This is a genomic window from Rhizobium sp. SVR5-9E (assembly GCF_056755095.1).
In genome coordinates this window covers 42,640-56,050 of the sequence record NZ_JBNDHS010000036.1, presented here as the reverse complement: position 1 = coordinate 56,050, position 13,411 = coordinate 42,640, and the positions used below count along the sequence as shown (strand labels likewise).

Here is a 13,411-nt window from a genome sequence, read left to right as displayed (position 1 = left end):
GGCCTGGAGCATGGACTGCATCTTGTTGTGGCCCTGGGTACGGTCCCAGTTGGCGACTTCCTGAGCGACCTTCTTCAGGTCCGGATACTGCGACAGCACGGTCTCATAGCCGTTCGAACGCGTTGCCGCATTGTTGTCCGACGGAGCGCCGAAGAGTTCGGCATAGTTACCCTTGTCGCCGACCGCTTCGACCCACTGTTGCGCACCGAGGGCGGCACCCTGAGCGTTGTTGGAGACTAGCTGCGCCTTGGCAAGCCCTTCCTGGTTGATTTCGGCGTTGACCAGAATGACCGGAATGCCGGCGGCGACCGCCTTCTTCACTGCGCCGACCGAGCCGTCTGCGTTCGCAGGGTCGAGAATGATTGCGACCGACTTGTTGGTGATCGCCGTGTCGATCAGGTTGCTTTCGGTGTTGGTGTCGCCCTTGTGAGCGCTCACCGAGGCCGTGTAGCCGAGCTTCTCGGCGGTGGCCTTTGCGACATTGCCTTCCGTCAACCAGTAGGGGTTGGAGGGATCGTTGACGATGATCGTCATCTGACCCGCCGCCCATGCGGAGCTTACAAAAATCGGCGCAACCGCCGCAGCTGCCAGAAGAATACGAATGCCTTTTTTAAACATGGTTTCTCTCTCCCTTTCGATGAGCTCAGATGTTGCCGGCGAACCGGCCGTGCTTTCCGCAATCGGCGATGTGTTGAAGATGGGCCGTCGTGGACAAGTTCAGTCGCGTTCGTCAGGTCGATTTGACCCGACGTCCGTATTGGATGCTGTTCATGAGAACGGCCAGAACGATGACGGCGCCGGTGAAGACCGTCTGCCAGTAGGCCGACACGCCGATGATCACGAGACCGTCGGAAAGGAAGCCGATGACGAAGGCACCGAGCATCGTGCCACGGACAGTCCCTCGCCCGCCAGTCAGCGCCGCACCGCCGATGACAACGGCTGCAATCGCGGTCAGCTCGTAGGTGGTGCCCGCCGTCGGACCGGCCGAGGTAAGCTGGGAAGACAAGACCAGCCCGGCAATCGCAGCGCAGACGCCCGAAAGCACATAAACGATGATCTTGACCCGCTTGACCGGAACACCAGAGAGATCGGCCGCGCGCTCGTTGCCGCCCGAGGCGTATAGCCAGCGGCCGAAGGCGGTACGGCTCAAAACGAGACCGCAGACGATCGCCAGAACGGCAAGGACGATGACGCCGATCGGGACACCGGCCAGGCGATTGAAGCCGAGCCAATCGAAGCCGGTATTGCCAAGCTCCGGGCGCCCGCCGAGATTGTTGTAGGTCAGACCATTGGTCATCAGCAGCGCGATCCCGCGAGCGACGTAAAGCACGCCGAGCGAGGCAACGAAGGCCGGCACCTTGAGATAGGCGATCAACACGCCGTTGACTGCGCCCACCACCGCGCCGAGCGCGCAGGTGAGGACGACGACGGCCCAGACCGGCGGATACAGGATGACGCCAAAGGCGTTCAAAGTGACACCTTGCATCAGGAACCCGGCAATGCAGCCGGCAAGTCCAAGCGTCGAGCCCACCGACAGGTCGATACCGCCGTTCAGGATGACGAGCAGCATGCCGATGGCCAGGATGCCGAAGATCGCGACATGCGAGGCCATGATCAGAAAGTTGTTCAAGGTGAAATAGTATGGAGACAGGAAGGAGAAGACCGCGACGATCACGATCAGCGCAAAAAATGCACGCCCCTCCAGAAGCAGACGCACGAAATTGGTGTTGCGCCTTTGCCCATTCGCCACTGTTTTCTTTTCGGTTAGATTCGTGACTGACATAATCAGTGCTCCATAGTTCCGGGCTAGTGCGCGATCACTGCTTCGCCAGAGGCGGCCATGATCTTTTCTTTAGTGACGTCCGAACCGAATTCGGCTGATATCCTGCCGCGATGCATGACGATGATGCGATGCGCGATGCTCAGGCATTCATTGACTTCCGATGTCGAATAGATCACCGCCAAGCCCTGCTTCGCACGCTCTGCCAGCAGCTTGAACACTTCCGCTTTTGCGCCGATGTCGATCCCGCGGCTTGGCTCGTCGAGAAGGATGACCCGCGGCTCGGTGGCCAGCATCTTTCCGATGACGACCTTCTGCTGATTGCCGCCGGAAAGCGAACCGATCGCGGCACCTCCCCCGTCCGTCTTGACATGGACCTTTTTGATTGAATCGTCGATGAGATCCCGCTCGCGGCGGCCGGAGGTGAAGAGCCCTTTTGTGAAAGCACGTATGCTCGCCAGCGACAGGTTCGAGCCAACCGTCATGGTCTGAACCAGGCCGTCCCGCTGACGATCTTCGGGAACCAGCACCAGGCCATTTGCGATACGATCGGCAATGCTCAGGCCGGCGACGTCGCGCCCTTCAAGTAGGATCTGGCCACCACTCGACCTCAGCCGGCCGGCGACGCATTCAAGCAGTTCGGTGCGCCCGGCGCCCATCAGGCCGTATATGCAGACGACTTCGCCGGACTTGACCTGCAGTGACAGGCGGTTGACCGAATTATAGGCGGCGCCTGAAGGGCCGGGAACGGTCAGTTCGTTGATCGAGAGCGCCACCCGGCCGATCTCGTGGCCAGTGGGCGGGCTTCCCAGATCGAAATTGTCGCCCACCATGTTACGGACGATCCATTCCAGATCGATGTCTTTGCGTTCGGCATAGGCAGTCATCTTGCCGTCGCGAAGCACGACCGCATGATTGGTGATCTGCAAAGCCTCTTCGAGGTGGTGGGAAATATAGACGATCGAGACCCCGCGGCTCGTCAGATCCTGGATAACCTTGAACAGAACTTCCACCTCGGTCGCACTCAGCGCCGACGTCGGTTCATCCATGATCAGGATGCGCGAGTTGACCGATAGGGCTCGGGCGATCTCCACGATTTGCTGCTGGCCAAGACGCAAGTCTTCGACAGGTGTAAGCGGGTCAATGTCTTCTTCCAGCTCCTCCATGAGCGCCCGTGTCTGGCGCTCCTCTTCGGCGAAGTCGACAACGCCTCCCTTCATGATCTCGCGGCCCATGAAGATGTTGTCGCGAACGCTGAGATTCGGCGCGAGACTCAGTTCTTGATGAATGATCGAAATCCCACACTCGCGCGCATGGGTGGAGGAACTGAAGGTTACCGGATTTCCGTCGAGGATGATTTCACCCGAACTCGGCTGAACGACGCCGGACAGGATCTTCATCAGCGTTGATTTGCCGGCTCCGTTTTCACCAAAGAGCGTGGTGACCTGGCCACGATGAATGTCGAAGTTCACACCCTTCAGCGCATGAACATTGCCATAGGACTTGGCGATGTTGCGTGCCGCAAGGACGACCTCGCCGAGCTTGCCGTTAACACGTGCTGCCTGGCTCATTTCACTTCCACCTTAACCGGAGTTACAAGCCAGTTCTTGGGATTGACGAGCTTGAAGACGCCGACAACGGTCGCGGACTTGCCATCCAGCGTATCCGGGTCAAGGCCGGCGAAGACCGTCTTCTTCATCTCATTGTTGATGGCCGATCCGGCATCCTGATACTGGATCTGATTGGTGAACTGACCGAACTCGATGGAGCCGGTGGCATCGCGGAGGTCCGTGCCATTGACCGCAGGGCCGGTCTGGACACGGACCACCGTCTCGGGAGGCAATCCATCAATCTTCATCTCGTTGGTATTGGACTTGCGGGTACCGAACGTGCCCGTCAGCGTGACCGGGATGACCGGACCGGTGCTCGTCGCAGTGCCGTATTTCACGCCTGCAGCTTTCTTGTCGGCAGCAATAGCGGTCGCGAGCTCGGCCGCGGCAACGGCGCGCTCCTGAACATTGGCCTGTATCTTGGGGAATTCCTGGGCCCCATAAGCGGCGGGCGAAAATGCCTGTTCCCGGACATCGTGATCGGATCCGATCTTCACAACCGTGGTATCGAGCGCGATTGCTCCAAGGACAATCACTGCGACAGCGACGCTCGCCAGGGTTTTCATTCTCCCGCCAGATTTGGCTGCTACGTATTCAGTCTGCGTGCTCATGTTCGGACGACCTTTTTGCGTTGCTGGTCGGATTACGCCGTGCGTGGGGAGGAGCGAGTGTGACGTTCTGACGTCAAAACGTCAGCGTAGCCGAGGCGGCTTTTGTCGATCAAACCGCACAAGCGCTGCATGTTCGCAGCTTGGCAAAAACAAGCTCATGGGCATCCTCCTCGGTCTATAGGCGCTTGTCTCCCCCCAACCGCCCGGATCACCACTCACTATCCGTTAATTCTAAGTCTCGTGATAGCTAAGTGTTATTTAACACGCAGGCTATGTTATGTTTTGCCATTCTGTCAATGGCATTCTAATCCAAGTGGAGCGCCACGCGGCGAACGTGAAGTTTCAACAAGCGAGCCGCTGAGCGTCCAGAATCTCGCGCAGACACCATCGTACGATGAACGCCGCAACACAGAGTTTGACGAAAGGCCGCCTCTCTTCCATCGGCCATAAACTATTGAAAACAACAGCTTTACTCCGCTTCCATTTGCCACGACCGGCGCTTTTCAATCGCCTGCCAAGCAAGAAGTTGCCATCAGGTCTTTTGCATAAGGGTCGCGCGCCCGTCACAACCCGGTCCGCTTGTAACGGCCCTTGCATCATTCATTTTACCTGAAAAAAATTTCAACACCAGAAAAATATTGCTAGTAAGGTGGTATCTCTATGTTATATTCGATTTTGCGGCAGCCTGCGGCGAGATCGGAGCGGACCGCGCTGAAGACAGGAGCGCGGGCAATGCATTAGCCGATGCCGAATATGCCGGTCGCAGGATGCGCGCGTTCAAGCGTCGTCCTGGGTGGAACGAACGATGTGTTAATGATGCATCAGGTCGATCGGGGATGAGGAGAATGAATTTGACAGGATCGTTGCCGGACGCGGCATGCTTCCTCATGGCAGGACAGCCTCCGAATGCCTAACAGCGAGCAGATCATCATCGGCATCGATGCCGGAACCTCGGTCATCAAGGCCGTGGCGTTCGAGCTTTCCGGTCGCCAGATCGCTTCGGCGTCGGCACGCAACAAATACGCAACCGGGGATGACGGCTCCGCGACGCAATCGCTCTCTCAGACCTGGTTGGATTGCGTGACGGCATTGCGCGGCCTTTCCGGCAAGGTGCCCGACCTTGCCACGCGCACCGCCGCAATTGCGGTGACCGGACAAGGAGATGGAACCTGGCTCGTCGGCTCCGGCAACGCACCTGTCGGCGATGCTTGGCTTTGGCTCGACGCGCGCGCGGCCTCGACCGTTTCGCGTCTGAGCAGGCGGGAGGAGAATCGTGCGCGCTTTGAAGCGACCGGTACCGGCCTCAATACCTGCCAGCAGGGAGCGCAACTCGCTTACATGGACAGCCTCATGCCGGAGTTGCTGGAGCAGGCAGAAACCGCCCTGCACTGCAAGGATTGGCTCTATCTCAACCTGACCGGTATTCGCGTGACCGATCCGTCGGAAGCGAGCTTCACATTCGGCAATTTCAGGACGCGCCAATATGATGCGGCGGTGATCGATGCTCTGGGCCTCGAGCACCGGCGATCGCTCCTGCCGGAGATCATCGACGGCACGGAAATCAGTCACCCGCTGACGGCAGAGGCTGCGCGCGCCTGCGGGCTTCTGGCCGGAACGCCGGTCTGCCTCGGATACGTGGACATGGTGATGACCGCGCTCGGTGCAGGCGTGCGCAGCGGCGGCCGCAACGCCGCCTGTTCGACGATCGGCTCGACCGGTGTTCATATGCGCGCCAAGCCGGTTGCTGATGTTCATCTCAATCGCGAAGGCACAGGCTATGTGATCGCCCTGCCCATCCCCGGCATCGTCACCCAGGTGCAGACGAACATGGGCTCGACGATCAACATTGACTGGATCCTCGATATCGCCGCCTATCTCATGGCCGATGCCGGCAAGTCCGTGTCGCACGCCGACCTTATCGCGCGCATCGACGGCTGGTTTGCGGAGAGCAAGCCGGGTTCGGTTCTCTATCATCCCTACATCTCGGAAGCTGGCGAGCGCGGGCCTTTCGTCAACGCCAATGCGCGTGCCGGCTTCACCGGGCTCTCGACCCGCCATGGGTTCCCGGACCTGGTACGCAGCGTGGTCGAGGGGCTGGGACTTGCCACCCGTGACTGCTACGCGGCGATGGGTGCGATGCCGGGCGAACTGCGCATCACCGGCGGCGCGACACGTTCGGTCGGCCTGCGCCGCTCGCTTTCGGCTGCGGTGAACGCCCCGATCCGCCAGTCACGGCGCGAGGAGACCGGTGCGGCCGGTGTGGCGATGATGGCCGCAGTGGCCGTCGGTGTCTACTCAAGCATCGACGATTGCATTGCCGACTGGGTGACGCCGCTTCTCGGCGAACCGGAAGTTCCGGACGCCGCCGAGGCGGCGAGGTTCGATCGGCTGTTTTCCGCCTATACCGATGTCCGCAAGGCAATGGCGCCCGCCTGGGACAAGCTCGCCGCCGCCGCAACGACTCCGCCGGACAGCGAGTAATTCAGTTCTGATGCAGCAGGCATCCAGAGGAGCATGACATGACCGAACCCGAAATCCTGGATCTCTTCGTCATCGGCGGCGGCATCAACGGCGCGGGGATTGCGCGCGATGCTGCAGGCCGCGGGCTGAAGGTCGCGCTGTGCGAAAAGGATGATCTCGCGCAGGGAACATCGTCGCGCTCGGGCAAGCTCGTGCATGGCGGCCTGCGCTATCTCGAATATTATGAGTTTCGCCTCGTGCGCGAAGCCCTGATCGAACGCGAGGTGCTGCTCAATGCAGCGCCGCACATCATTTGGCCGATGCGCTTCGTCCTGCCCCACAGCCCTCAGGATCGCCCGGCATGGCTCGTCCGGCTCGGCCTCTTCCTCTACGATCACCTCGGCGGCCGCAAGAAACTGCCAGGGACGCGCACGCTCAACCTGCTGCGCGATCCGGAAGGCACGCCGATCCTTGATCAATACACGCGCGGCTTCGAATATTCCGACTGCTGGGTCGATGATGCGCGCCTGGTCGTCTTGAATGCGGTCGGCGCCGCGGAGAAAGGCGCAATCGTGCTCACCCGCTCGCCGGCCGTCTCCGCCCGGCGCGAAAATGGCAGCTGGACCATTACGACGAAGAACAATGCGACCGGAGCGACGCGGACCTTCCGCGCGAAGTGTCTTGTCAATTGTGGCGGCCCATGGGTGACGGACATCATCAACCGCGTCGCAGGCTCGAACTCCGCTCGCAACGTGCGCCTCGTCAAGGGCAGCCACATCATCGTCCCGAAGTTCTGGGCGGGCTCGAACGCCTATCTCGTCCAGAACCACGACAGGCGAGTCATCTTCATCAACCCCTACGAGGGCGACAAGGCGCTGATCGGGACCACCGACATCGCCTATGAAGGCCGGGCCGAGGACGTTGCCGCCGACGAAGCGGAAATCGAATACTTGCTCAAGGCCGTCAATCGCTACTTCAAGGAAAAGCTGCGCCGGCAGGACGTGCTGCACAGCTTCTCCGGCGTTCGCCCACTCTTCGACGACGGCAAGGGCAATCCGTCCGCCGTCACCCGCGACTATGTCTTCGATCTCGACGAGACGGGGGGCGCCCCCTTGCTCAACGTCTTCGGCGGCAAGATCACCACGTTCCGCGAACTTGGCGAACGCGGCATGCAGCGCCTGAAGCACATCTTCCCGAACATGGGTGGCGACTGGACGGAGAAAGCGCCCCTGCCCGGCGGTGAAATCCCCAATGCCGACTACGAGACCTTCGCCAACACCTTACGCGAAACCTATCCCTGGATGCCGCGCAGGCTCGTCCATCACTACGGCCGCCTCTATGGCGCCCGCACGAAGAACGTTGTCGCCGGTGCGGCGAACCTCGAAGGGCTTGGCCGGCATTTCGGCGGACAGCTTTACGAGGCCGAAGCCCGTTATCTCGCCGCAACGGAATGGGCAGAGACGGCGGAGGACATCATTTACCGCCGCACCAAGCACTACCTGCACCTGACCGAAGCCGAACGCGCAGCCTTTACCGAGTGGTTTGCGTCTTCCCGTCTTGCCGCCGCCTGAAGGATGCTTTGATGCCGCTGACCCTTTCGCTTAATACCAATCCGCTGGTAAACCGCTTCGCCGATCCTGACGATCTGATCGAGACGGTTGCCCGCGACCTGAAGATCCGCGACCTCCAGCTCACGCATGAATTCATCAATCCAAGCTGGCAGGCACCCGTCATCCGTCGTCTGACCCGCACCATGAACGCCGCGCTGAAGCGCACCGGCGTCCGCGTCACGTCCGGCATGACGGGCCCCTATGGGCGCCTCAATCATTTCGGGCATCCGGATGCCGATGTCCGGCGCTATTACATCGACTGGTTCAAGACCTTTGCCGACATCACCGCCGATCTCGGCGGCCATTCCGTCGGCACGCAGTTCGCGATCTTCACCTACAAGGACTTCGACGATCCGGCGAGGCGCGAAGAGCTGATCAAGATCGCGACCGACTGCTGGGCGGAAGTGGCCGAACATGCCCGTGCCGCCGGCCTCTCCTACATCTTCTGGGAGCCGATGAGCATCGGCCGCGAGTTCGGCGAGACGATTGCCGCCTGCCTGTCGCTGCAGGAACGGCTGACCGCAGCGAAGATGGCCGTGCCGATGTGGATGATGGCCGACATCGACCACGGCGATGTAACTTCGGCCAATCCTGATGACTTCGACCCCTATGCCTGGGCTCGCGCCGTGCCCAAGGTATCGCCGATCATTCACATTAAGCAGAGTTTGATGGACAAGGGTGGCCACCGGCCGTTTACGGCCGAATTCAATGCGAAGGGCCGCATCCAACCCGAGCCGCTGCTTCGAGCCTTTGCCGAAGGTGGCGCGCGAGACAATGAAATCTGTCTTGAGCTTTCCTTCAAGGAGAGAGAGCCCAACGATCGCCAAGTCGTACCCCAGATCGCGGAAAGCGTCGCCTTTTGGGCGCCTTACATCGACACCGGGGTAAACGATTTGAACATCTGAGGAGAACTATAAGCGCGGCAGCATGATCGGCGTTCCGCCTCGCCCATCATCGACATTGACAGGATCGGGCGGCGGCGCAAAGTCGCAGGAACGTCACCGGCAAACAGAAGCAGGACCGATGCGCGACAGACCAAGAAGGAACGGGTGATGACGGATGCCGATGACACGCTTGCGGTACGCGCTGCCTGGCTTCATTACGCGGGCGGCCTGACCCAGTCGGAGGTCGCCAAGCGCTTGGGGTTGCCCTCGGTGAAAGCGCACCGCTTGATCGCAAGAGCGGTCGCCGAAGGCGTCGTGAAAGTGACGATCGATGGCGACATCGTTGAATGCGTCGAACTGGAAACGAAACTCGCTGCGCGCTTTGGCTTGCAATATTGCGAGGTGGCGCCCGACTTGGGTGAGGAGGGCCTCCCCCTGCGCGCGCTCGGACACGCCGGCGCGGGATTCCTGAAGCGGGAAATCGAAAGGGGCGACAACAAGGTGATCGGCCTTGGCCATGGACGCACGCTGTCTGCGGCCGTCCAGTACATGCCGCGCGTCAATGCCAAAGGTCTGCGTTTCGTTTCCCTATTGGGCGGGCTGACGAGAAATTTCGGCGCAAATCCCTACGACGTGATGCATCGCATCGCCGAGAAGACCGGGACGCAGGCTTACGTGATGCCGGTGCCTTTCTTCGCCAACACTGGAGAAGACCGGGAGGTGCTGCGAGCGCAACGCGGCGTCAAGGAGGTCTTGGACCTGGCCAACCACGCCGATCTCAAATTCGTCGGCCTTGGCACTGTAGACGCCGAAGCACAACTCGTCCTCTCAGGCATGGTCGAGCCGCGCGAGATCGAAGACATTGCTGCCGTGGGCGGGGTTGGCGAAATCCTCGGACATTTCTTCGACGCCAGTGGCCATATTCTCGAGACCGCGCTGACGATGCGGACGCTCTCCGCATCGTTTCCGACGACGAAGACCGAAAGACTGGTCGCATTGGCCGGCGGCGTGGCGAAGGTTCCGGCCATTCGCGCGATCTTGAACAGCCGCCGCCTGTTTGGATTGATCACGGATGAGCGTACGGCTCAGGCGCTCCTGAAAGCTAGCGAAGATGTTGTGCCGATCGCCCGCCGCGAGCCGAAACGCAACACAACTTGAAAACAATTTAACATTCTTTGTGTTGTCCTGTGCGTATTTTCTGTTATTTTAGGACAAACGGGTTGAGAATGCGATGAAGCGAGAAGAACGGCAGCAATCAATCATAAATCTCCTCGTCGAGAACAAGACCGTCGATCTCGAGGATCTTGCGGATCGCTTCACCGTTTCCAAAATGACCATTCACCGCGATCTCGACGACCTGGAACAGGCGGGTGTCCTGCGGAAGGTTCGAGGCGGCGCGACGATCGATGCCGGCACGCAGTTCGAAAGCGATTTCCGCATTCGCGAGCGGCAGGGACATGAAGCAAAGCTGAGCATGGCGCAGCGTGCGCTTGAGCTTGTCGAGCCCGGCATGACGGTGATGGTCAATGACGGATCGATGGCCGCCGTTCTGGGTGAAATGCTGCTGCAGAAGCGGCCCTTGACGCTGATCACTAACAACGCGGCGATCATGGAGAAACTCAAGGGTGAAAGCGGCATTACCCTCATAGCGCTCGGCGGCATCTATTCGGCAAAGTTCAACGCCTTTCTCGGCGTTGTGACCGAGGAGGCGCTTTTCCGCCTCAGAGCCGACATCGCCTTTATTTCGACCCCGGCGGTTTCGGGCAGGCTCGCCTACCACATGGATGACAACGTCGTGCGCGCCAAGCGGGCGATGATTTCCTCGGCAACCAAGACCTGCCTGCTCGTCAATCACGAACGCATCGGTCACACCGCCCTCCACGTTATGGCGGATCTGGCGGATTTCGATGCCGTCATCACCGACAGCGCGCCCGACGCCGCCGTCCTTGAGGAATTCGAACAGGCGGGCATCAGGCTCACCATCGCATCAACGCAGGATCCGACATGACCGAAAAGCCGCGCTTCTGGATTGGCACCAGCTGGAAGATGAACAAGACGCTCGCGGAAGCGCAGCACTTTGCGCGTGGCCTCGAGACCGCCGATGCGGCGCGCGATCCGCGCATCCAGCGCTTCGTTATTCCGCCTTTCACCGCTGTGCGGGAAGTCAAGTCAATGCTCGCCAAGACCTCCGTGAAGGTCGGCGCGCAGAACATGCACTGGGCAGACCAGGGCGCCTGGACGGGCGAGATTTCGCCGCTGATGCTGAAGGATTGCAATCTCGATATCGTCGAGCTCGGCCATTCGGAGCGTCGCGAACATTTCGGCGAGACCGATGAAACGGTAGGCCTCAAGACGGAAGCCGCCGTCCGCCACGGACTTATCCCGCTGATCTGCATCGGCGAGACGCTCTCCGATCGCGAGAGCGGAAAGGCAGCGGACATCCTCGCAACACAGGTGCGCGGTGCGCTTTCCAAACTGTCTGGCGACCAGCGGTCTGCTGAAATCCTGCTCGCCTACGAGCCGGTCTGGGCAATCGGCGAAAACGGCATTCCGGCAACCGCCGACTATGCCGACGCGCGCCAGGCCGAAATCATCGCCGTTGCCGAAGAGGTGCTCGGCCGCAAGATCCCCTGCCTCTACGGCGGGTCGGTCAATCCGCAGAACTGCGAAGAACTGATTTCGAGCCCGCATATCGACGGGCTTTTCATCGGCCGTTCCGCCTGGAATGTCGAAGGTTACCTCGACATCCTGAGCAAATGTGCCGCCAAACTCTAAGGAGAAAAACATGAAACTTGCCATCGCAGGAGACAGCGCCGGTGAAGGCCTGGCCAAGGTTCTCGCCGATCACCTAAAGGACCGCTACGAGGTGCACGAAGTCTCGCGCACGAACACCGGTCCCGATCCCTTCTATGCCAATCTCTCCGACCGCGTCGCCTCGGGCGTCATCGACGGCACTTACGACAAGGCGATCCTCGTCTGCGGCACCGGCATCGGTGTCTGCATCTCGGCCAACAAGGTTCCGGGCATCCGCGCCGCGCTGACGCACGACACCTATTCGGCCGAACGTGCTGCACTCTCCAACAACGCGCAGATCATCACGATGGGCGCCCGCGTCATCGGACCGGAGCTCGCCAAGTCGATCGCCGATGCCTTTCTCGCCCAGACTTTCGACGAAAACGGCCGCTCGGCCGGTAACGTCAAGGCGATGGACGAACTCGACTCGAAGTACAACGCGCGCTGAGCTTGAGACGAAGGCCAAACGGCATAATCTCATCTCGTGAGAGGGCGCCTGCGGGAAGGCTGTGACGTCATTTTGAGCAAGGTCCATGGCCGGTCAAATTGACGTTCACGCTCTGCCCGCGCGTGTGTCGTTCACGGTCACGGATTGATATTGCTCGTGGAGGCGGGCATGTAGTCCTGTCAGCACACAATGGGGAGGATGGCGTGAAGACGAAGAAGCTCATCAACGCGGGCGCCGATGCCGTCGACGAGATGCTGGAAGGCATTCTGGCGGCACATCCGGACCATCTCTATGCCGTCGACGGAGTGCCGCGGGCAATCGCGGCGCGGCATGGACCACGCCAAGGCAAGGTCGGTCTGGTCATCGGTGGCGGCTCGGGCCACGAGCCGACCTTCCTGGGTTTCGTCGGGAAGGGTCTCGCCGACGCCGCTGCAGTCGGCAATGTCTTCGCCTCCCCGCCTCCCGATCCGATCATGGCCTGCGCAAAGGCGGCTAGCGGCGGCGCCGGCGTTCTCTTCATGTACGGGAATTATGCCGGCGACGTGATGAATTTCGACATGGCGGCAGAAATGCTCGCCATGGACGATATCGAGGTTCGCACTGTGCTCACGACCGACGACGTGGCGTCCGCCCCCGCCGATCAGCGGGAAAAGCGCCGCGGCGTTGCTGGAAACGTCTTCATCTTCAAGGCGGCCGGCGCCGCCTGCGATCTCATGTATTCCTTCGATGAGGTCGAGCGCGTTGCGCGCTGGGCGAACGCGCGCACCTACACTATGGGCGTCGCCCTCTCCCCATGCTCGTTGCCGCAGACCCTCAAGCCAAACTTCCAGATCGGCGAGGACGAGATGGAAATCGGCATGGGCATCCATGGAGAGCCCGGCGTCATGCGCGGTTCATTGCGAACTGCCAACGAAGTCACCGACGAATTGCTGGACAGGATTCTCGGTGAAATGAAGGCCGCGAAGGGCGATCGGGTCGCCGTACTCGTCAACTCGCTTGGCTCCACACCACTGATGGAACTCTACATTATGATGCGCCGCGTCAAGACGCGGCTGGATGACGCCGGCATCGTGGTGCATTCATCGCTCGTCGGCAACTATTGCACCTCCCTTGAAATGGCGGGTGCGTCGATCACGTTGATGCATCTTGATGATGAACTGCAGCGCCTGATCGACCATCCATGCGACTGCGCCATATTCCGGGCGGGCAAATAAT

At 60.6% G+C, this 13,411-nt stretch carries 12 protein-coding genes; 8 read left to right on the top strand and 4 right to left on the bottom strand.

Annotated elements, in window-relative coordinates:
- The 4 genes from ACPYOJ_RS17480 to ACPYOJ_RS17465 all read right to left on the bottom strand — a co-directional run.
- The coding region (locus ACPYOJ_RS17480) for a substrate-binding domain-containing protein (protein WP_481417369.1) at window positions 1-618 on the bottom strand (618 nt) is incomplete at its 3' end.
- A 112-nt stretch (window positions 619-730) separates the two neighbouring features.
- The gene (locus ACPYOJ_RS17475) at window positions 731-1,783 is read right to left on the bottom strand and encodes an ABC transporter permease (protein WP_168829360.1); all 1,053 of its coding nucleotides are present in this window, start codon (window positions 1,781-1,783) and stop codon (window positions 731-733) included.
- Window positions 1,784-1,806: 23 nt separating this feature from the next.
- Entirely contained in the window at window positions 1,807-3,351 is a 1,545-nt protein-coding gene (locus ACPYOJ_RS17470) for a sugar ABC transporter ATP-binding protein (protein WP_168829359.1), read from the bottom strand.
- Complete coding sequence (locus tag ACPYOJ_RS17465) at window positions 3,348-4,001, bottom strand: DUF2291 domain-containing protein (protein WP_481417368.1); 654 nt, start codon at window positions 3,999-4,001, stop codon at window positions 3,348-3,350. The genes ACPYOJ_RS17470 and ACPYOJ_RS17465 overlap by 4 nt, the downstream gene beginning before the upstream one ends.
- 906 nt (window positions 4,002-4,907) lie before the next feature.
- Here ACPYOJ_RS17465 and ACPYOJ_RS17460 point away from each other — a divergent pair.
- The 8 genes from ACPYOJ_RS17460 (at window position 4,908) to ACPYOJ_RS17425 (ending at window position 13,410) form a co-directional block, all read left to right on the top strand.
- Window positions 4,908-6,482 (top strand): FGGY family carbohydrate kinase, encoded by a 1,575-nt coding sequence (locus ACPYOJ_RS17460; protein WP_481417367.1) that lies wholly within the window; start codon window positions 4,908-4,910, stop codon window positions 6,480-6,482.
- A 38-nt stretch (window positions 6,483-6,520) separates the two neighbouring features.
- Entirely contained in the window at window positions 6,521-8,032 is a 1,512-nt protein-coding gene (locus tag ACPYOJ_RS17455; protein ID WP_481417366.1) for a glycerol-3-phosphate dehydrogenase, read from the top strand.
- An 11-nt stretch (window positions 8,033-8,043) separates the two neighbouring features.
- Complete coding sequence (locus ACPYOJ_RS17450) at window positions 8,044-8,976, top strand: sugar phosphate isomerase/epimerase family protein (RefSeq protein WP_481417365.1); 933 nt, start codon at window positions 8,044-8,046, stop codon at window positions 8,974-8,976.
- A gap of 147 nt (window positions 8,977-9,123) precedes the next feature.
- Window positions 9,124-10,113, top strand: a complete 990-nt coding sequence (locus tag ACPYOJ_RS17445; protein WP_481417364.1) for a sugar-binding transcriptional regulator — start codon at window positions 9,124-9,126, stop codon at window positions 10,111-10,113.
- Window positions 10,114-10,186: 73 nt separating this feature from the next.
- Entirely contained in the window at window positions 10,187-10,963 is a 777-nt protein-coding gene (locus ACPYOJ_RS17440) for a DeoR/GlpR family DNA-binding transcription regulator (RefSeq protein ID WP_481417363.1), read from the top strand.
- On the top strand, window positions 10,960-11,730 hold the full coding sequence (locus ACPYOJ_RS17435) for a triose-phosphate isomerase (protein WP_481417362.1): 771 nt from the start codon (window positions 10,960-10,962) through the stop codon (window positions 11,728-11,730). Before ACPYOJ_RS17440 ends, ACPYOJ_RS17435 begins: the two co-directional genes overlap by 4 nt.
- 10 nt (window positions 11,731-11,740) lie before the next feature.
- Window positions 11,741-12,196 (top strand): D-erythrulose-4-phosphate isomerase, encoded by a 456-nt coding sequence (gene derI / locus ACPYOJ_RS17430; RefSeq protein ID WP_481417361.1) that lies wholly within the window; start codon window positions 11,741-11,743, stop codon window positions 12,194-12,196.
- A 203-nt stretch (window positions 12,197-12,399) separates the two neighbouring features.
- Window positions 12,400-13,410, top strand: a complete 1,011-nt coding sequence (locus tag ACPYOJ_RS17425) for a dihydroxyacetone kinase subunit DhaK (RefSeq protein WP_481417360.1) — start codon at window positions 12,400-12,402, stop codon at window positions 13,408-13,410.
- The last annotated feature ends 1 nt before the right edge of the window (window position 13,411 follow it).